Here is a 19278-nt window from a genome sequence, read left to right on the forward strand (position 1 = left end):
GCGCGCTGTTTGCAACGGCAGGCTACTGCCCCTTCACATAGACCCGCTTGCCGCCGATCCAGGTCTCCAGCACCTGTGTCCCGCGAATTTCGGCCGGACTGGACGTAGAGATATCCCGGTCGATCAGCAGGAAGTCCGCCCGCTGTCCCGGCACCAGACTGCCGAAGCGCTTTTCCGCAAAGCCCGCATAGGCCGCCGTCCTGGTGAACCCGTCCAACGCCGCCTCGAAGCTCACCCGCTGCTCCGGCATCCAGCCGCCCGCTGGCTGGCCCGACGCATCCTCCCGAGTCATGGCGGCGGCGATGCCGGGGAAGGGATTGGGACTTTCCACCGGGACGTCCGATCCGAAGGCAAGCGGCACGCGATTGTCCAGCATCGCTTTCCAGGCATAGGCGCCTTTCAACCGCGCCTCTCCCAGTCGCGCCGTGGCCATGCGCCAGTCGGAGGTCTGATGGATCGGCTGCATCGATGCGACAATGCCATATTGGCCGAAGCGCGGCAGTTCGGCCGGATCGACGATCTGCGCATGTTCGATGCGCCAGCGCCGGTCGCCCTTGTAGGTTTCGCTGAGTTCCTGCACCGCATCCAGCACTTCGCTGTTGGCCGCGTCGCCGATGGCGTGGACTGCGATCTGGAAATTGTCCATCGCCGCCCTGCTCATGATGTTGAGAAGCTGGGTCGACGGGATCATCGGCAGGCCACGCTGCCCCGGCGCATCGGCATAGTCGGCCTTGAGCCAGGCCCCCCGCGATCCGAGCGCGCCATCCAGGATCAGCTTGATCCCGCCCATGCGCAGATGGTCATCATAGAGCCAGGGCGTCGGCTCCGGTCCGGCGATCAGCACCATATTCTCAAGGCCGAGCGCATAGGACATGATCCGTACCCGCAATGCGCCGCGGTCCGCCGAACGGCGAAAGGCCTGCCAGTCGTCGATGCCGGTGCCCATGTCGGCAATGCTGGTGATGCCTTGCCGCAGCAACGCCTGCTGCGCCTTTTCCAGCGCGATGTCGCGGTCCTTGGGCGCCGGGGGAGGCACGACCCGCGTGATCAGGTCCATCGCCTTGTCGACGAATACGCCCGCCGGCTTTCCTGCGGCCATTTCGATCCGCCCGCCGGCGGGCGCCTTGGTCGCGGCGGAGACGGCCGCCGCCTTGATCGCCAGCGAATTGGCCCAGCCCGCATGTCCGTCTATCCGTTCCAGCCAGACCGGAACGTCGCTGACGGCGGCGTCCAGCTCTGCCGCCGTCGGGAAGCGGCTCAGGCCCCAAAGTTCCTGATTCCAGCCCGTGCCGATGATCCATTTCCGGCCGCTATTGGCGGCGGCATAGGCCCTGATCTTCGCCTGCGCCTCCGCGAGTGATTTCGTGTCTGACAAGTCCAGGGTGATCAGCGACAGGCCGTACCCCATCACATGCCCATGCGCGTCGATCAGGCCGGGGATCAGCGTCTTCCCGCCGGCATCCAGCTTGAAGTCGGGACGACTGGGCTGGGGCTGCTCCGGCTCGTTCTTCTTCCGCTTCCGGGGGCGCGGCTGCTCCGGTTCCTGATAGCGGTCGGGCAGCAGCCTATCCACCTTGCCCTCATCGTCGATGGTAAGCGCCCTGAAGCGGACGACATGGCCATTGGCATCCAGCGCGATGCCGTTGACATTGTCGATGATGCCGGAGGCCAGGGCAGGGAAGGGCAGGGCCAGGGCAACAGCGATTGCGATGCCGGATCGCTTGGCGTCGGGTCGTTTTTTTCTGGGGGCAAGCGCAGAGCCGGCAACGTTGCCGGTCATGCCCGCGTGATCCGCCGCACGAGCGCGCTGGTGTCCTGACGATGGCCGCCCATCGCCTGCACATCGGCGTAAAATTGGTCAATCAGCGCGGTCACCGGCAGGGTGGCGCCATTGACCCGCGCTTCCTCCAGCGCCAGCCCCAGATCCTTGCGCATCCAATCCACCGCAAAGCCGAAATCGAAACTGTCCGCCGCCATCGTCTTCCAATGCTTGTCCATCTGCCAGCTTTGCGCCGCCCCGCCGGAAATCGCTTCGAACAGCTTGCCCAAATCGAGTTCCGCCGCCTGCGCGAACCGCAGCGCCTCGGCCAGGCCCTGCACAACGCCGGCAATGCAGATCTGGTTCACCATCTTGGCGGTCTGCCCGGCGCCCGCGCGCCCGACATGGACGATGCGGGTGGTATAGGCCTGCATCACGATCTTCGCCGCAGCCACTGCCGGCTCGCTGCCGCCGCACATGATGGCCAGGCGGCCGCTTTCGGCCCCCGCCTGGCCGCCCGTGACCGGTGCATCGACGCAATGCAGCCCCCGGCTCTCCCCCTCCACGAACAATTGCCGGGCGATCCGTGCCGAAACCGTCGTATGATCGATGAACAGGCCACCCGGCTTCATGGAACGAAAGGCGCCATCCCGGCCCAGGGTGATCTGGCTAAGATCATCATCGGTGCCGACGCAGCTGATGACGATCTCCGCATCCTCGGCCGCCTTGGCTGGGTTGACCGCGACCGCCCCGCCAAAGGCCTCGGCCCAGCGCTTCGCCTTGCCGATGGAACGGTTATAGACAGTGAGCTCATGCCCCGCCTTCGCCAGATGCCCAGCAATCGGGCCGCCCATGACGCCCAGGCCGATAAACGCGATTTTAGCCATATGCCTCGATCAGTTGTATGCGCGCCCGCAAGCCATAAGCAGAGTTTTCGGTCAGTGCCAGTTCCTTCCGAAGCAATTTTAAGCTAGGTGGCGCGCCATGAACACGCTGACCAAGATCGAGAACGCCGTGCCGCTGCCCATTTCCGTCGACGACATCCTCGCGGCGCGGGTGCGAATTTCCGGTTCCGTCGTGCACACGCCGACGTTGATCAGCCAGACGCTGTCGGCCATGTTCGGCTGCAAGGTGTATCTGAAGTTCGAAAATCTCCAGTTCACCGCCGCCTATAAGGAACGGGGCGCGCTCAACCGGCTGCTGCAGTTGGACGAGGCGGCGAAGAAGAAGGGCGTGATTGCCGCCTCTGCGGGTAATCATGCGCAGGGTCTTGCCTATCATGGCAAGCGGCTGGGCGTGCCGGTCACCATCGTCATGCCCAACACGACGCCCACGGTGAAGGTCACGCAGACGCAGGGTCATGGCGCTACGGTGGTCCAATTTGGCGAGAAGTTCGATGATGCCTATGCCCATGCCCGGCTGCTTGAGGTGGAACAGGGCCTGACCTTCATCCATCCCTTCGACGAGCCGGACATCATGGCCGGACAGGGGACGGTCGCGCTGGAAATGCTGGAAGATGTGCCGGAGATTGACACGCTGATCGTGCCCATCGGCGGCGGCGGCCTGTTTTCAGGCGTGGCGACGGCGGCCAAGGCGATGAAGGCGGATATCAGGATCTATGGTGTGCAGGCGGAACTTTATCCGTCGATGTACGACCATATCAAGGGTGCGAACCTGCCCTGCGACGGCGATACGCTGGCGGAGGGTATTGCCGTTAAGGAACCGGGCGAACTCACACGCCGCTTCGTCGAGCGGCTGGCTGATGACGTCCTGCTGGTCAGTGAGCGCCATTTGGAGGAAGCGGTCAGCCTGCTGCTGCAGATCGAGAAGACGGTGGTGGAGGGTGCGGGCGCCGCTGGTCTCGCGGCGCTGCTGACCCACAAGGAGTTGTTCGCGGGGCGCAGCGTCGGGCTGATCCTGACCGGGGGCAATATCGACACGCGACTGCTGGCCAATGTGCTGCTGCGCGATCTGGCGCGGTCGGGGCGGCTGGCGCGGCTGCGCATCATCCTTCAGGATCGGCCGGGCGCATTGTTCCATGTGGCGCGCATCTTCGATCAGGAAGCGGTCAATATTCTCGAACTGTCGCACCAGCGGATCTTCACCAATCTGCCGGCCAAGGGACTCAGCCTGGACGTGGAATGCGAGACGCGGGATGGCGCCCATCTGGAACGCCTGATCGCGGCCCTGCGCGAAGTGGGCTATGAGGTCGCGCCAATCGAGGTCGCCTGACGTCCGACATCGGCCATTTCCGGGCCATCCCGTGGAGCCTCTGCCTCTTATCTGCCGCTTAACCAATTTTCGTGGTAAATAAACTTTTCACAGCGGCCCGCGAACGGCATAGTCGCCTCATGAATCAGGGGTCGGGCAACGCTGTGGGGGAGATGCGGTTGTGAGTGCGCCTTTCCGCTTTCCGCGTTTTTTCGTCACCAATCCCAGTCCCTGTCCCTATCTGCCCGGCAAAAACGAGCGGAAGGTATTTACCGAACTGAACGGCGACAATGCGTCCGAACTGAACGACGCCCTTGGCAGGATCGGTTTCCGCCGCAGCCAGAACGTTGCTTATCGCCCCAGTTGCGCGGATTGTTCCGCCTGCGTATCGGTACGCGTGGTCGCTGGCGAATTCGAACCCAACGCCACCCAGCGCAAGTTGCTGCGGCGGAATGAAGACCTGGTCATCACGGCTTGCAAGCCGTGGTCGACAGAGGAGCAGTTCGAATTGCTTCAGCGCTATTTGCGTGCCCGCCATCCTGGCGGCGGCATGACCGAAATGGACGAGATGGATTTCGCGGACATGGTCGAACAGACCCCGGTCGAAAGCCATGTCATCGAATATCGCGAGCCTGGAAAAAATGGTCGACCCGGCAAGCTGATCGGCGCCTGCCTCACCGATCGGCAGGGTGACGGTCTCTCTATGATCTACAGCTTCTTCGATACGGAACTGGAGCATCGCAAGGGGCTGGGCAATTTCATCATCATGGACCATATCCTGCGTGCGGCCAAGGCCGGCCTGCCCTATGTCTATCTGGGATATTGGGTCGAAGGATCGCAGCGGATGCAGTACAAGATCCGCTATCGCCCGCTGGAACGGTTGAGCCGCAACGGCTGGACCCGTTTCGATCCGGAGCAGCAGGTGCAGGCAACCCGGCAGGCAGAGAGCCGGGACGAACCGGCCTTGCCTCGCGAACTGGCGGCGATCTTCCGCAAATAAGGCCGCGTCGATTCCGCCTTGGATCATAAGGGCGGGTTGCGCCCTTCTCTGATCGGTGGAGGGTCATGCCATTGTGGATCATCATGCGTTACGGCGTTGGAAAGCTTATTTAACTTTTTCCGGTACTGATCGCTGATGGATTGCGGAAATGGCGATGGGTCAGGATCGGTAGATGGACCGTTTTGCTGATCGCAGATTTGGCGAATTCGCTTCTGAACTGGCTCCGAACGGGCTGGAATGGGAGGGATTTCACTATCGTAATGAACTCCTGTTCTCGCCGGTCTTTGGGCGCGTCTCGCCGCCGCTGATTCGGTGGATCGCTGACTGTCGCGGACGCATATTGTCCCGGGAGATCATGTCGAACCTCTTCGCCCGCCATTTTTCCTGCGACATCATGGGCAAGGGCTGGCGCGCCATATTGGCCAAGGCCGACTGGCGGGCCTTGGCGGAAGCGGCCAACCGCTCCGTGCAGCCCGATCCTGTCCTGGTGCGGATGCACACCCGTATCGGCGAGACGCGATCGGGCCTCGTGCGCATGACGTTGGTCCAGGAACCTGACGAAGCGCCGCTCTGGTACGGAACGATCGAGGATGTGGACGAGCGTTACGACGGTGAACGGCGGGCGCTCGCGGATGCGTTGGCGGAAAGCCGCCAGCATTACCGCTGGTCGGTCGAGCTAAGTCCGCAGGTCCCCTGGACCGCAACGGTCACGGGCGAGATCGATGAGGTTGGACCCCGCTGGCAGGAACTGACCGGGATGCCGCCGGAGCATGCACGGGGCCGGGGGTGGATCGACTCGCTGCATCCGGACGATGTCGAGCGGACATTGGCCGTCTGGACCGAAAGACTGCATACTGGCGATCCCCTCGACGTGGACTATCGGCTGCGCCTGAGCGACGGAAGCTATCGCTGGATGCGGGCGCGCGCTTCGGCGCGGCGCGACGCGAAGGGCAGGGTCGTGCGCTGGTACGGCACGCTGGAAGATATTCACGCGCAGAAAATGGCGCAGCGCGAACTGGCCGACAGCGAGGAGCGATTCCGCCTGGCGGTGCAGTCGGCGCGTCTTGGCATATGGGATTTCGACGCCGTCGCCGGGACGCGGACTTGGTCGCGGGAATTCCGGACGATGCTTGGCCTGTCCGACACTGAGCCGGCGACGAGTGAACTCGCATTGCGGCTGGTCCATCCGGAGGATCGTCCGCGCCTTGCCGCGATGCTGGACGCAGTTGCGAGCGAGCACATGCCGCCTCATTTCGAAGCCACGTTAAGGGTGCACAGGGCGGATACCGGCGCCTTGCGATGGATCAAGAGCGTCGGATGGAGCAGTTTTTCGGATTGCGGAAAGCCGCTGCGCGTCATCGTCACGTTTCAGGACGTGACGGAGGAACGGAATAGCGAGGAACGCATACGCTGGGCCGCTACCCATGATCCCATGACGCACATGCCCAACCGGGCGTTGTGGCAGACGACATTGGAGGAAATGACCGAGCAGGCGCGCCGGACAGGCGAGAGCTTCGGTCTGATCCTGGTCGATATCGACGATCTGAAGCGGACCAACGACACGCTCGGCCATGACGCGGGCGACGCGCTTCTCTGCGGCTTTGCGCAACGCTTTGCCGCCTGTGCGCCGGCCGATGCGATGATCGGGCGGCTGGGCGGTGACGAGTTTGGCATGATCGCACCCTCCCTTGCCAGCAGCGCGGCGCTTTCTGACTGGAGCGTCGAATTGCTGGGTGGGGTGCGGGCGCCCTATGTCCATAATGGCCGATCGCTCGACTATGGGATCAGCATGGGTGGCGCGGTGTTCGGCGAACATGGCGATGATGCGACGGAATTGCTGAAGGCGGCGGACCTGGCGCTCTATGCCTCCAAATCCTCTGGGCGGGGGCGGCTGACGCTGTTCCAGTCACAACTGCGTGCTGACGCGCAGCACCGCAGCTCGATGATCCATATGGCCCGCCAGGCGTTGGTGGACGACCTTGTCGTCCCTTATTATCAGCCAAAGGTGGATATGCGGACCGGCCGCGTTCTGGGGTATGAGGCGCTGCTCCGCTGGCGGCACCCTCGTACCGGCGTACATGCGCCCGACACGATCGCCGCGGCCTTCGACAATACGGAACTGGCTGTCGAGCTTACGGAAAAGATGCTGGCGAAGGTCGTTCGCGACGTCGACCGGTGGCGCCGGGCCGGCCAGGATCCTGGTCGGGTAGCCATTAATGCGTCCGCCGCCGATTTCATGCAGCATGATTTTGCGGACTATGTCCTTGCCCATCTGGCACGCTGCGCGATCCCACCGCAGCGATTCGAGATAGAGGTGACGGAGACGGTTTTCCTGGGCCGCGGCGCCGAGCAGGTGGAGCGGGCACTGCATCGCCTGTCCTTGGCGGGCGTGCGGATCGCGCTGGACGATTTCGGCACTGGCTACGCATCGCTCAGTCATTTGAAGCAATATCCGGTCGACGTGCTCAAGATCGACCGCAGCTTCATCAGCAACATCGAACAGGATCCAGGCGACGCCGTCATCGTCGACGCCATCGTGAAATTGGGCAGCAGCCTTGGCATGGAGGTGGTGGCCGAAGGCGTGGAAACCGTCGGCCAGGTCGAAATGCTGATCGCGCGCGGCTGCACAATCGGTCAGGGCTATCTGATGGGAAGGCCCCGGCCCTGGGCAGCGATCCGATCCTGCGCTGCTTAGCGGTTTCCTGGCGATCGAAACCCGTTCTGGTTCAGCTTTGGGCCGCTCCCTCCGCTTCGAAAAGCTGTTGATGCGCTCTTACCGCACTCTGCGCTTTCTCACCGGAACTTCGGTCACATAGGTCCGGGTGGTGGTGACGGCAGGCTGGACAACGACCGTGGTGGTCGTGGTGCCGGGATAATAATAGCCCCCTGAAATGAAACCCGGCGTCTGCGTCGTGGTCACAACGGGTTCCCCCGGCGCGGTACGCCGCTTCATCCGGTCCGGCGTACCCGCATAAGGCGGCGGGCTGAAATCCACGCCCGGTCCACCGTGGACCTGTCCCTCGAAGCGGCCTTCATAATCGCCGCTGAAGGTTTTTCCGTCCTTGTCACGCCATGTACCGCTCCAGCGTCCTTCATAGTCCATCGGCGGCAGGGGTGCGCCATCCCGCGCTGTAACCTCGTCATCATAGCGCAGGCCCGGCGGTGTCGGCGCGTCGCCCGCCTCCCATGCGACGCCGTTGCGATAGTCGTGCACCCGGCCGTCCCGGTCCGTCATCACCGCGTCATCATAATAGCGTGACCAGCCATAGCCGCTGGCCGGTACCGGCAAGCCGTAAGCGCCATAGTTGCGGATCTGATAGGTCGGGCTGATCCAGTAACGCGGCAGGACATAGCCCATCACCGGCCGACGATAGGCTGCCCAGCCGCCCGGCGCGTACCAACCGGCATACCAGCGGCCTTGATAACGCGGTCCCCAGCGTTGAACTGCGCTCCCTGCATGCACCGCCGACCGGGAAACCATGCTTCCACTCCTGACCGGGCCATTAGCGGACCCTGGCGTCGTCAACCCGATCGCCAGAAAGGTCCCGGCCAGGATGAAGCTCCGGATATGCATGCTCGAATCCCCGTTTTCGGCTGATATTTAAGGATTTGTTTAGCATGATGCGAAGTCGCCGACCAAGCGTCGGCATTCTGATGCCTGTCCCGAAAAGGGGCAGTAAATCCGGAAGGGTTGATCCTTAGGCTAGACGCGCCGCGATCCGTTCGACCAGTGTTTCCAGTCCCTCCTGGTCGGTCCTGTCGAAGCGCGCAGGCAGCGGACTGTCGAGGTCGAGTACAGCGACGACCCTGCCTTCGATGATCACCGGCACCACGACTTCCGAAGCGCTGGCGGCATCGCAGGCTATGTGGCCCGGAAAAGCGTGCACGTCCTCGACCAGTTGCGTCTCGCCGCTGGCGGCCGCCGCGCCGCAGACGCCCTTGCCCAGTGGAATGCGAATGCAGGCCGTCTTGCCCTGGAAGGGGCCGAGGACCAGCTCGTCTTCTGCCATCCGGTAAAAGCCTGCCCAATTGAGGTCGGGCAGGAACTGCCAGATCAGTGCCGCGACATTGGCCATATTGGCGATGGCATCGGGTTCCCCTGCCGTCAGCGCGTCGGCTGCGGAGAGCAGGTCATCGTAGAGCGTGGCTTTGTCGGCGTTGGCCGCGGGAGAAAAATCGAACATGGCCTTCATATAGGGGGCGCCGCATGTCCAGGCCAGACCGGCTAATCCAACCGCACCTTGCCACGTCCGGCCTTGACCGAGCTGCGCGCTTTCTTCGCATCGACGCGACGCGCCTTGGCGGCTTTGCCGGGTTTTGTCGCCTTGCGCGCCTTGGGCACGACCGTGGCCTCCCGGATGAGCTCGATCAGGCGAGCCAACACTTCCTGCCGGTTCAAAAGCTGCGATCGCGAGCCTTCGGAACGGAGGATCAGCACCCCGTCCGCGGTCATCCTTCGTCCGGCGATCGCCGCCAGCCTGTACTTGACCGCATCGGGCAGCGACGGGCTGTTCGCCACGTCGAAGCGCAGTTGCACCGCGCTGTCTGTCGTATTGACGTGCTGGCCGCCCGCACCCGTCGATCGGACGAAGCTCTCCGACAGTTCATCGCTGTCGATGGAGATCGACCGGGTGACGGGAATGCGCGGCAAGAGGCCTAGAGCCCGGCCTGTTCGAGCAGTTCCTGCCCGAATCCCGCCGTCACGAAGGTGGAGGGCAAGGGGGCGCTTGCTTCAGCAGGCGGCTTCTCTCCGCGCGGGATGCTGAGGAAACGGCTGTGCAGCAACATCGGGCCTTCCCCCGATCCATAGACGGGGTCGCCCGCTATGCCGAAGCCCAGGCCGTGCAACGCATGGGTACGGATCTGATGGGTCCGGCCTGTGCGGGGAGTAAAGACGATCAGCGCACGGCCATCTTTCTCTGCGATCTTGCGCCATTCGGTGAGCGCTGTCTTGCCCGCCTTTGCCGGGATCATTCGCCAGCCCTGAGTGGCTGTGCTGATCTTCTTGAGCGACAGTTCGATGGTGCCGCTGTCCTCCGCGGGAACGCCGTCGACCACCGCGACATAGCGCTTTGCGACCGTTCCGGCTTCGAAAGCTGCGGCAAAACGTTTGTGCGCCTTGGGATTGCGGGCAAGCAGCAGGCAGCCGCTGGTGTCGCGGTCCAGCCGGTGAACCGGCAGCGGCCAGCGTTGAAAGCCGAAGGTCAGCGAGGAAAGATGGTTTTCCAGCGAAAGAGATCCGTCACGCGGCGCATCGACCGGCAGGCCCGCCGGCTTGTCGAGGATGATGGCCTCGCCATCGATGAACAGGACTCGGTCATGAAGCAGGGACAAGAGGCGTTTTTCCGTGAATGAAGGCTGGCGATTGACGCGCGTGCCGCTTCCTATAGGGCGTGGAAGGGATGGAGAACAGGGGGCATGAGGCGCATCCGTCGGCGGGAGGGCGGCTGGAATGGATCGATGTCGCGCGTGGCATCGGGATCGTCGCCGTGGTGATTGGGCATGTGTGGATGCGCGGCGGGCTGCGCGATGCCATGTATAGCTTCCACATGCCGCTGTTCTTCCTGCTTTCCGGCCTGCTTTCGCGGCCGCAGCCGGCGGGACGCTTCACCCGTCGCCAGCTTCTCTCCCAGATGCGGCCTTATGCGGTTTTCCTCATCCTGTTGATCGTGGCGGACCAGCTCATCGAAAGGATGAAGGGAGGCAGGCCGATCTTCCACGACTGGCCGCTGGACCTGGTGCCGATCCTGCTGGGTGGTTCGTGGCTGCGGGGGCCGTTCACGATCTTCTGGTTCGTGCCCTGCCTGGTGCTGGCGCGTATCCTGTTCAATATGGCGCTCGTCCGCTGGCCCGATCCGCTTGATCGGCGTTGGGCGTTGCTGATGCTGCCGGTGCTGCTGATCGCCTATGGCGCGGGCCGGCTCACCAGCCTGTCGCCGATGGGCGTGTTGACCGTACCCATGGCGCTGGTCCTGCTCTGGCTAGGGGCGGCATGGCAGCTTGTACGCTGGCGAAGCTGGATGCTTCCGTTGCTGGTGCCGCTATCGCTGGCCGGGCTGATGACACTGATCCCGACGCTCAACATGAAGGCGGCTGATTATGGCTGGCCCTTTTTGTCCCTTGGCTCGGCCATGGCCACCAGCCTGCTGCTGTTCCGTCTTTCGGTGCGGATCGCGCCCTTTTCCGGTTGGATCGCTGCGATCGGCCGCGCATCGTTGGTCATCATGTATCTCCACGTCGCGGTGATCCACTATCTCTCGCCCTATGTGGCCAAGCCTTGGCTGCTGATGCAGGCGTTGCTGTTGCCGCTGGGCGCTTATTATCTGATCCGGTCCGTTCCCACCGCGCGACGCATTTTTCTTTAGGCTCAAGCCCATTCAGTGCAGGTGGCGCAGCTTGTCGGGATTGCGCATCACATAGATGCCAGTGATGTGCCCGTCCTGGATGTCGAGTGCCGTGGTCTGGAATTCGCCGTCCGCCTCCCGAGTGACGAAACCGGGAAGGCCGTTGATCAGGCCCACATGCACCAGCGTCGATCCATATTTGCCGAACAGCACGGCCAGCGCCTTGTGAACCTGCATCACCTGGCCGAAACCCAGCACGGGAACTATCGCCGCGGGACGCTTGCCGCCGCCGTCGCTGTGCAGGCTGACATCCTGGGCAAGCATGGCACCCAGCGCCGTCATGTCGCCGCTTCGCGAGGCGGCGAAGAAGGCTCCGGCGATCTCCAGCCCGCGCTGCCTTTCCACCTTGTAACGGGGCCTCGCCTCTCGCACATGGGTGCGTGCCCGGGCCGCCAGTTGGCGGCAGGCCGCCGCGTCGCGCTCGACCGTTGCGGCGATTTCCTCAAAGCCGACGCCGAAAACGTCGTGGAGCAGGAAAGCAGCCCGCTCCAGCGGCGACAATCGTTCCAGGGCCAACATCAGCGGCAGCGTGACGTCCTCTTCTTCCTCGGCCTCTTCCACCAACGGATCGGGCAGCCAGGGGCCAATATAGGTTTCACGCCTGTGCCGAGCAGATTTGAGCTGGTCCAGGCACAGCCGCGTGACCGTGCGGCGCAGGAACGCCTCCGGCTCGCGCACTGCCTCCCGGTCCGCGCTCATCCAACGGATGAAGGCCTCCTGCACCACATCCTCGGCATCCGACACCGAACCCAGCATGCGATAGGCGACGCGGACAAGTCGGGGACGCAGCGGATCGAAGCTCTCCGCCGCGTCCCCGTGCATCCCCGGCGCCATCACGCGGCCGCCTTGGCCGGTGTATCGTACCAGAGGCCGAAACCCACTGCGATGCGGTTCCAGCCGTTGATGATGTTGATCATCAGGGTCAGTTTCACCTGCTCCTCCTCCGAAAATTCGGCTGCCAGGGCCTTGTGGGCCGCTTCATGGCTGTGCCCTTCGGAGAGGCGCGTCAAGGCCTCGGTCCATTCCAGTGCGGCACGTTCGCGTGCCGTATAGCAAGGCGCCTCGCGCCAGGCGGAGAGCAGATAGATGCGCTGTTCGCTTTCGCCCTGCGCGCGGGCATCGGCGGTGTGCATGTTGAGGCAGTTGGCGCACTGGTTGATCTGCGACGCGCGGATCTTCACCAGTTCGGTGAGGCTGGGCTCAAGGCTGTCGTTAATGGCGTTGGAGGTCGCAAACCAGCTCTTCATAAGCTGGGGCGCGGCGGCAAAGGGATCTAGCTTGGCAGTCATGTCGGCACCTTTCTTTCTGGATTGTGCCTGTATGACGAGCCAGCTCCGGCTGGTGTGACATGGATGCGGAAAAAAACGCAGCTGATCACCGGGGCGACAGTCGCGTGCCTTTGGGGCTTCTGCTCAGACGAAAACGGCGCCCGCGGGGCGCCGTTTCCATATCCATATCCTGTCGAGGGTGGCGCTCAGCGCTTTTCGACGGGGACATAATCCCGCTGCGTCGGACCAGTGTAAAGCTGGCGCGGACGGCCGATCTTCTGCGCGGGATCGGAAATCATCTCGTTCCACTGAGCGACCCAGCCGACAGTGCGGGCAAGGGCGAAAAGCACGGTGAACATTTCGGTCGGGAAACCAATGGCCGAAAGGATCACGCCCGAATAGAAATCGACGTTGGGATAGAGCTTCTTTTCGATGAAATAAGGATCGTTGAGCGCGATATGCTCCAGTTCCTTGGCCACGTCGAAGATCGGATCGTCGACCCCCAGCTTGGCGAGAACCTCCTTTGCGGTCTTCTGCATCACCGTCGCGCGCGGATCGTAATTCTTGTAGACCCGGTGACCAAAGCCCATCAGGCGGAACGGATCGTCCTTGTTCTTGGCGCGGGCGATATATTCCGGAATGCGGTCCACAGTGCCGATCTCGCGCAGCATGTTGAGAGCGGCCTCGTTCGCACCGCCATGCGCCGGGCCCCACAGGCAGGCGATGCCGGCCGCGATGCATGCGAAGGGGTTGGCGCCCGACGAACCGGCGAGACGCACGGTCGATGTCGACGCATTCTGTTCATGATCGGCGTGCAGCGTGAAGATCTTGTCCATCGCGTCGACGACGACCGGATCGATCACATATTCTTCCGCCGGGACCGAGAAGGTCATGTTGAGGAAGTTGGCGGTGTAGCTGAGGTCGTTGCGCGGATAGACGAAGGGCTGACCAACCGAATATTTATAGGCCATGGCCGCGATCGTCGGCATCTTGGCGATCAGGCGATGGCTCGCGATCTTGCGCTGTTCCGGATCGTTGATGTCCGTCGAATCGTGGTAGAAGGCCGACAGCGCACCCACCACGCCGCACATGATCGCCATGGGGTGCGCATCGCGGCGGAAACCGCGGTAGAAGGTGGTGAGCTGTTCATGCACCATTGTGTGGCGCGTGATGGTGCGGGTGAAATCCTCCAGTGTCTTCTTCGACGGCAGTTCGCCGTTGAGCAGGAGGTAGGACACTTCCATGAAGCTCGACTGTTCGGCGAGCTGATCGATCGGATAGCCGCGATGGAGCAGCACGCCGGCATCGCCGTCAATATAGGTCAGCCCCGAATCGCAGCTCGCGGTCGAGGTGAAGCCGGGATCATAGGTGAACATGCCGGTGTTGGCGTAGAGCTTGCGAACGTCGATCACCTGCGGTCCGACCGTGCCGTTCAGAATGGCATAGTCCTTTGCATCGCCGCCGACGCTCAAAGTGGCATTGTTATCCGACATGGTGTTCTCCTGATACTTCAATTGGCCGATGCGTGCCTTGCAGCGGCCAATCGTTCCAAGCTCTCCGCCTTTCCCAGAAGGAAAAGGACGTCGAAAATTCCCGGCGAAACCGTGCGACCGGTCAGCGCCGCGCGCAATGGCTGCGCGACCTTTCCAAGCCCGAGGCCGGCATCCTCTGCCACGCGGCGAATGGCTTCTTCGATCGCTTCGACCGTCCAGGACTGGACGGGTGCAAGAGCGTCGGCTGTCTGTCCCAGCAGCACGCGCGCAGAATCGTCTAGCAGAGCAAGAGCCTTCTCGTCAAAATCCAGCGGGCCATTCTTGAACAGGAACTCGGCGCCTTCGGCAATTTCGTTAAGCGTCCTGGCCCGCGGCTTGAGCGAGGGCATGGCCTCTGTGAGCAGCTTCTCTCCACTCTCGGGCAGAGCCACGTTCAGCCTCGCCGCGACCCTGGGAGCAACCAGCGCGGCAAGGCGTGCATCGTCCGCCTCGCGCAGATAATGGCCATTCAGATTTTCGAGCTTCTTCATGTCGAAGCGAGAGGGCGAGCGGCCGACGCCTGTGATATCAAAGAGTTCCACGGCGCGTTCGCGAGAGATGATCTCCTCGTCGCCATGGCCCCAGCCCAGCCTCAACAGATAGTTGAGCACCGCCTCGGGGAGCATGCCCATCTCGTCGCGATAGGCGTCGACGCCCAGCGCACCATGTCGCTTCGACAGCTTTGCGCCGTCGGAACCGTGGATCAGCGGGATATGGGCGTAGACGGGTTCTTCCCAATTCATCGCCTTTATGATGCCTAGCTGGCGGAATGCATTGTTGAGGTGATCGTCACCGCGAATGACGTGGGTGACGCCCATATCATGATCGTCGACCACGACGGCCAGCATATAGGTGGGCGTCCCGTCCGACCGCAGCAGGATCATGTCGTCCAGTTCCGCATTCTGTACGACGACGCGGCCCTGCACGGCATCCTCGATCACCGTCTCGCCTTCGCGGGGCGCCTTCAGGCGGATGACGAAGGGCGCGCCTTCGGGCGCTTCCGAAGGATCGCGGTCGCGCCAGCGCCCGTCATAGCGCATAGGCTGCCTGGCGGCGCGCTGCTGTTCGCGCAGCTCGGCCAATTCCTCGGCGGTCGCATAGCAGCGATAGGCATGGCCTGCCGCAAGCATCTGGTTCGCCACTTCGGCATGGCGCGGCGCGCGTTCGAATTGGAAGACTGCTGGCTCATCCCCGCCCAGGCCGAGCCATTCCAGGCCATCGAAGATCGCAGCGACCGCCTCCTCCGTCGAACGGGTCCGGTCGGTATCCTCTATCCGCAGCAGGAACTTGCCGCCATGGTGGCGGGCGAACAGCCAGTTGAACAACGCGGTGCGCGCGCCGCCAATGTGAAGAAAACCAGTGGGCGAAGGCGCAAAACGGGTTACCACCTGCTTGTTCAATCCCGTAGAACTCACCGCTTCATTCCCTGACATTTGTCCAGATATCCACCCGGCCTATCCATGATCGCGACGCCCCCTAGCATGGCTTTCGAGCCACGACAAACCTCCGTTGCCACTTGGGTTGGAGGGAGGATGGCGCCGATCTGGCGCCCGCTGGAACTGTGGCTGGAGGAAGAGCGCGAACGGTTGCCGCTCTGGGTTCCCGTGGCCTTGGCGGCGGGCATAGCCACCTGGTTCGTTCTGCCCAACCGGCTGGATTGGCTTGCTTTCTGCTGCGTGATGCTGGGAGTCGCCTCCGCTGCGCTGCTTTTGCCATCGGGTGGCCGGACGCGGCAGGCGCTCATCGCTGGCAGCCTCCTGGCCTGCATGGGTTGCCTGCTGGTCTGGGGCAAGGCGATGTTGGTGGGATCGCCCCCGCTGGCCCGCCCTGTCATTGTTGCGCTGAAGGGAGAAGTCCAATCCGTTCAGAGATTGCCTGCTCAGCGCATGAGTCGGCTTTTGATCCGGCCGATCGGCATGCCGGCGCTGCCCGCCCTGATACGCATCAATCTTGACGAGTCTTCGACGCCGGCTGGACTGGGCGAGGGGGCCGTCGTGGCCGTCCGTACCAGGCTGATGCCGCCTGCGCCGCCCAGCTTGCCGGGCGGCTATGATTTTGCGCGCCGGGCCTATTTCGATGGTATCGGCGCAACCGGCCGTGCGCTGCCGCCCATCACGATCCTGCGACCCGCCACCACAGGTCCGCGCCTGAGAACGCGTTTGTTCGATCACATTCTGACGCGCGTTCCGGGCGAGGGGGCCGGCATTGCTGCTGCGCTGGCCACGGGTGATCAGGGTGCGATCATGCAAGCCGATGCGGAGGCGATGCGGCGGAGCGGCCTTGCGCATCTCCTGTCGATCAGCGGCCTGCATGTGACGGCACTGATCGGTGTGGTGATCTTTTTGCTGATGCGGCTGATGGCGCTCAGCCGCCGGGCAGCGCTTGATTGGCCGCTGATGCTCCTTGCGGCAGGCGGTGGAGCTTTGGCCGGCCTCGGTTATACGATCCTGACCAGTGCGTTATAGGAGTCAACACGCTAAAACCCTCAGAAATCCGTGGATCATGAAAATGTGCCCAGCGCCTTAGCCAGATATAATCATGCTCGCACCTAAGATGAGGCCAACCCCGTAGAACGCAGCAACGACCAAAAATAGAGAGGCGTTTCGTGACGGCTGGGTTCGCGCAATGGCGCTTTGATTGGCATGTTGCCTGATCGAAAGCCGAAAAGGAGACATGAGGCGAATGCCACCGCAAGAATGATCCCGATCACTTCCACTTAATTGGCTCCTGGCCTGTCAGTTTGGCGCTGCTGGCTATGTCGGGTTTGAAATGGCCTTTTCGTAATCGGCCACAAGCTGGTCGAACTTACGCTGCTCTTGACGAATTTGCCTTTTGCGCCAGTGGACGATGACCAGCATGGCGATTGCCATTAGGGCGCAAGTGGCTGCTAAATCAGGTGCCCCATCGCGGATCGCAAGCGCCGTATAAAAGAATAATATGAGCGCCAGCACCCACGCTGCGATGACGCAGAAGGTCGTGAGGCGCCAGTATAGAGGCGCTTCTGGTCGTCCGCTTTTGGGATCGAATGTGACTTTCTGTGTAAGGCTCCACATGGCCTGTGTTTGCCACAGAACACGGACACGGTGCCAGACCTGACTTTGTGGTCTTGTAGCCACTGGTGTTAACCATAACTTGCCTACCGGCGCCGAAGTGCCGACCGTGCGGTCCTGCATCGCTGCCCTGCTGGTGCTCGGAGGACTGGCGACGGGGCGGGATGCGATCACCCTCCGCCTGGTCGCGGCCGGTGCGCTGGTGGTGCTCGCCATATGGCCCGAAGCGTTGATGGGACCGAGTTTCCAGATGAGTTTCGCCGCCGTGGTCGCTCTGGTTTCACTGGGCGAGCATCCCGCTTTCCGACGCTTTGCAGCCGCGCGCGACGAGGCGGCATGGCGCCGGCTGGGGCGCAGTCTTGCGGGCATGTTGCTTACGGGTCTGGTGGTCGAACTGGTCCTCGCGCCGATCGCTCTGTTCCATTTTCACAAGGCGGGCATGCTGGGATCGGTCGCCAATCTGGTCGCCATACCCCTTACCACTCTGGTCGTCATGCCGCTGGAAGCGCTGGCCTTGCTGTTCGATCTGGGCGGGTGGGGCGCGCCCTTCTGGTGGCTTGCTGCGCGGGCGCTGGACCTGCTGCTGCTGGTGGCCCATGGCGTAGCATCCAGCCCATGGGCAGTGATGCTGACGCCCGCCCAATCCGGCGCTGTTTTCGGCCTCGTGATGCTCGGCATGCTGTGGTGCCTCCTATGGCGGAGTCACTGGCGCTGGGCGGGCCTGATGCCCGTTGCCGCAGGCGTGACCATGATCCTCGCAACCCCGATGCCTGGCATATTGATCAGCAGCGATGGCCGCCACGTCGCGGTTCGCACCGCAAGTGGCATGGCGATATTGCGGGCACGGGCTGGAAGTTACACACGCGACATGCTGGCGGAAAGCGCTGGTTACGGTGGCGCGTTGGAAGCATTGCCGGCGTTGCCCCAGGCACGTTGTTCGCTTGATCTCTGCGCCGTCCGCCTGATGGGCGGGGGACGGAAGTGGAACATTTTGCTCACCCGAAGCAATGTAAATATCGACCATGCGATATTGGCGCGGGATTGCGCCAATGCCGATATCGTCGTCAGTGACCGTAGACTGCCGGGCGCCTGCCGACCTCGCTGGTTGAAGGTGGACAGACGATTCCTCGCTCAGACCGGGGGGCTGGCCATCGATCTGGACCATGGTAGCGTGCGCAGCGCGAAAATGCGGAACGACGGGCATCCGTGGATTGCGCGACCTTCCCCTTGGCCGCGCCGGTCCGTACGCGGTCAGTTATAGCGTCGCAGCAGTCCGGCCAACTTGCCCTGAATGCGAACCTGACGCGGGTCGTAGATCTGCGGTTCATAGGCACTATTGGCAGGATCGAGTCTGACTTTGGGCCCTTCTCGCCGGAAATATTTGAGCGTCGCTTCATTTTCATCGATCAGAGCGACGACAATCTGCCCCTCCCGCGCGACTTCGGTGCGCTGGATAAGCGCGAAGTCGCCGTCGAGTATGCCTGCCTCGACCATGGAGTCCCCTGCGACTTCCAGCGCATAATGATCCCCGGTCCCAAGCAGTGCCGCGGGTACGGAGAGCATATTCTGTCCCTCCAATGCCTCTATCGGAACACCGGCCGCGATGCGGCCATGCAGGGGAATCTCCAATATGTCATTGGCGACGATCGGTGGTTTGCTCAAGGCAGGAGCAGTTGTCACCGGCGCCTTGGCAGGAACGACCAGCCTGGGCGCGCGATGCATGGCATCGGGCAGCTTGAGCACTTCAAGAGCGCGGGCACGATTGGGCAGGCGGCGGATGAAGCCGCGCTCCTCCAGCGCATTGATCAGGCGATGGATGCCGGATTTCGACCGCAGGTCCAGCGCTTCCTTCATCTCCTCGAAAGAAGGAGATACGCCTCCCTCTTCCAGCCGGATCTGGATGAAGCTCAGCAATTCCTGTTGCTTGGGTGTCAACATTTCGCCTGCCCTTCTTTGGAACGGATAGGGAACGCATAGGAAACGGAACGGGGCAAGTCAAGCGCCTAACGGTTCGCCGCGTTTATGGGAACGCGCGAGCAGCCGGGCCGTTTTCA

General features: G+C 62.8%; 17 protein-coding genes and 1 pseudogene. 6 read left to right on the forward strand and 12 right to left on the reverse strand.

Annotated features, from left to right (window positions below):
• Window positions 1-22: 22 nt before the first annotated feature.
• Together MRBLMC3_RS15915 and MRBLMC3_RS15920 are read right to left on the reverse strand one after the other, a co-directional pair.
• A complete protein-coding gene (locus MRBLMC3_RS15915) occupies window positions 23-1780 on the reverse strand; it encodes an amidohydrolase (RefSeq protein ID WP_363830369.1) in 1758 nt (585 codons plus the stop codon).
• Entirely contained in the window at window positions 1777-2646 is an 870-nt protein-coding gene (locus tag MRBLMC3_RS15920; RefSeq protein WP_363830371.1) for an NAD(P)-dependent oxidoreductase, read from the reverse strand. Before MRBLMC3_RS15920 ends, MRBLMC3_RS15915 begins: the two co-directional genes overlap by 4 nt.
• A gap of 97 nt (window positions 2647-2743) precedes the next feature.
• Here MRBLMC3_RS15920 and MRBLMC3_RS15925 point away from each other — a divergent pair, with 97 nt between their 5' ends.
• From MRBLMC3_RS15925 to MRBLMC3_RS15935, 3 genes are all read left to right on the forward strand, one after another.
• Window positions 2744-3991: a threonine ammonia-lyase gene (locus MRBLMC3_RS15925; protein WP_363737017.1), complete on the forward strand. Its 1248-nt coding sequence runs from the start codon at window positions 2744-2746 to the stop codon at window positions 3989-3991.
• A gap of 160 nt (window positions 3992-4151) precedes the next feature.
• Window positions 4152-4970, forward strand: coding sequence for an arginyltransferase (locus tag MRBLMC3_RS15930; protein WP_133654106.1), 819 nt, complete (start codon window positions 4152-4154; stop codon window positions 4968-4970).
• Between the two features lie 172 nt (window positions 4971-5142).
• On the forward strand, window positions 5143-7665 hold the full coding sequence (locus MRBLMC3_RS15935) for a sensor domain-containing protein (RefSeq protein WP_363830373.1): 2523 nt from the start codon (window positions 5143-5145) through the stop codon (window positions 7663-7665).
• A gap of 78 nt (window positions 7666-7743) precedes the next feature.
• On the opposite strand, the gene MRBLMC3_RS15940 is transcribed toward MRBLMC3_RS15935, so the two are convergent.
• The 4 genes from MRBLMC3_RS15940 to MRBLMC3_RS15955 all read right to left on the reverse strand — a co-directional run bounded on the left by MRBLMC3_RS15940 (window position 7744) and on the right by MRBLMC3_RS15955 (window position 10304).
• Entirely contained in the window at window positions 7744-8451 is a 708-nt protein-coding gene (locus MRBLMC3_RS15940) for an RcnB family protein (RefSeq protein WP_363830375.1), read from the reverse strand.
• A 217-nt stretch (window positions 8452-8668) separates the two neighbouring features.
• Window positions 8669-9154 carry a GAF domain-containing protein gene (locus MRBLMC3_RS15945; protein WP_363737012.1) on the reverse strand — a complete coding sequence of 162 codons (486 nt, stop codon included), beginning with the start codon at window positions 9152-9154 and terminating at the stop codon, window positions 8669-8671.
• Between the two features lie 41 nt (window positions 9155-9195).
• Entirely contained in the window at window positions 9196-9621 is a 426-nt protein-coding gene (gene arfB / locus MRBLMC3_RS15950; RefSeq protein ID WP_363830377.1) for an alternative ribosome rescue aminoacyl-tRNA hydrolase ArfB, read from the reverse strand.
• A gap of 5 nt (window positions 9622-9626) precedes the next feature.
• Entirely contained in the window at window positions 9627-10304 is a 678-nt protein-coding gene (locus tag MRBLMC3_RS15955; protein ID WP_363830380.1) for an RluA family pseudouridine synthase, read from the reverse strand.
• A 68-nt stretch (window positions 10305-10372) separates the two neighbouring features.
• Here MRBLMC3_RS15955 and MRBLMC3_RS15960 point away from each other — a divergent pair, with 68 nt between their 5' ends.
• Window positions 10373-11335 carry an acyltransferase family protein gene (locus MRBLMC3_RS15960; RefSeq protein WP_363830382.1) on the forward strand — a complete coding sequence of 321 codons (963 nt, stop codon included), beginning with the start codon at window positions 10373-10375 and terminating at the stop codon, window positions 11333-11335.
• A gap of 12 nt (window positions 11336-11347) precedes the next feature.
• Here MRBLMC3_RS15960 and MRBLMC3_RS15965 read toward each other — a convergent pair whose 3' ends face one another.
• From MRBLMC3_RS15965 to gltX, 4 genes are all read right to left on the reverse strand, one after another.
• Window positions 11348-12208, reverse strand: coding sequence for a sigma-70 family RNA polymerase sigma factor (locus tag MRBLMC3_RS15965; protein ID WP_363830385.1), 861 nt, complete (start codon window positions 12206-12208; stop codon window positions 11348-11350).
• Window positions 12208-12663: a carboxymuconolactone decarboxylase family protein gene (locus MRBLMC3_RS15970; RefSeq protein ID WP_363830387.1), complete on the reverse strand. Its 456-nt coding sequence runs from the start codon at window positions 12661-12663 to the stop codon at window positions 12208-12210. The genes MRBLMC3_RS15965 and MRBLMC3_RS15970 overlap by 1 nt, the downstream gene beginning before the upstream one ends.
• Window positions 12664-12848: 185 nt before the next feature.
• A complete protein-coding gene (locus MRBLMC3_RS15975; protein WP_133654114.1) occupies window positions 12849-14135 on the reverse strand; it encodes a citrate synthase in 1287 nt (428 codons plus the stop codon).
• 17 nt (window positions 14136-14152) lie between these two features.
• On the reverse strand, window positions 14153-15607 hold the full coding sequence (gene gltX / locus MRBLMC3_RS15980; RefSeq protein WP_363830390.1) for a glutamate--tRNA ligase: 1455 nt from the start codon (window positions 15605-15607) through the stop codon (window positions 14153-14155).
• A 99-nt stretch (window positions 15608-15706) separates the two neighbouring features.
• Between gltX and MRBLMC3_RS15985 the strand changes: the two genes are divergently transcribed.
• A complete protein-coding gene (locus MRBLMC3_RS15985) occupies window positions 15707-16639 on the forward strand; it encodes a ComEC/Rec2 family competence protein (protein WP_363830393.1) in 933 nt (310 codons plus the stop codon).
• Window positions 16640-16927: 288 nt separating this feature from the next.
• Here MRBLMC3_RS15985 and MRBLMC3_RS15990 read toward each other — a convergent pair whose 3' ends face one another.
• On the reverse strand, window positions 16928-17347 hold the full coding sequence (locus MRBLMC3_RS15990; protein WP_363830395.1) for a hypothetical protein: 420 nt from the start codon (window positions 17345-17347) through the stop codon (window positions 16928-16930).
• Here MRBLMC3_RS15990 and MRBLMC3_RS15995 point away from each other — a divergent pair.
• Window positions 17277-18485 (forward strand): annotated as a pseudogene (locus MRBLMC3_RS15995) (ComEC/Rec2 family competence protein); the annotation flags it as partial. The gene MRBLMC3_RS15990 and the pseudogene MRBLMC3_RS15995 sit on opposite strands and share 71 nt — an antisense overlap.
• Here MRBLMC3_RS15995 and lexA read toward each other — a convergent pair.
• Window positions 18476-19162, reverse strand: a complete 687-nt coding sequence (gene lexA, locus MRBLMC3_RS16000) for a transcriptional repressor LexA (protein ID WP_133654116.1) — start codon at window positions 19160-19162, stop codon at window positions 18476-18478. The pseudogene MRBLMC3_RS15995 and the gene lexA overlap by 10 nt on opposite strands.
• Window positions 19163-19278 lie beyond the last annotated feature (116 nt).

Source organism: Sphingobium sp. LMC3-1-1.1, from assembly GCF_040676285.1.
In the GTDB taxonomy this organism is placed as follows: Bacteria; Pseudomonadota; Alphaproteobacteria; order Sphingomonadales; family Sphingomonadaceae; genus Sphingobium.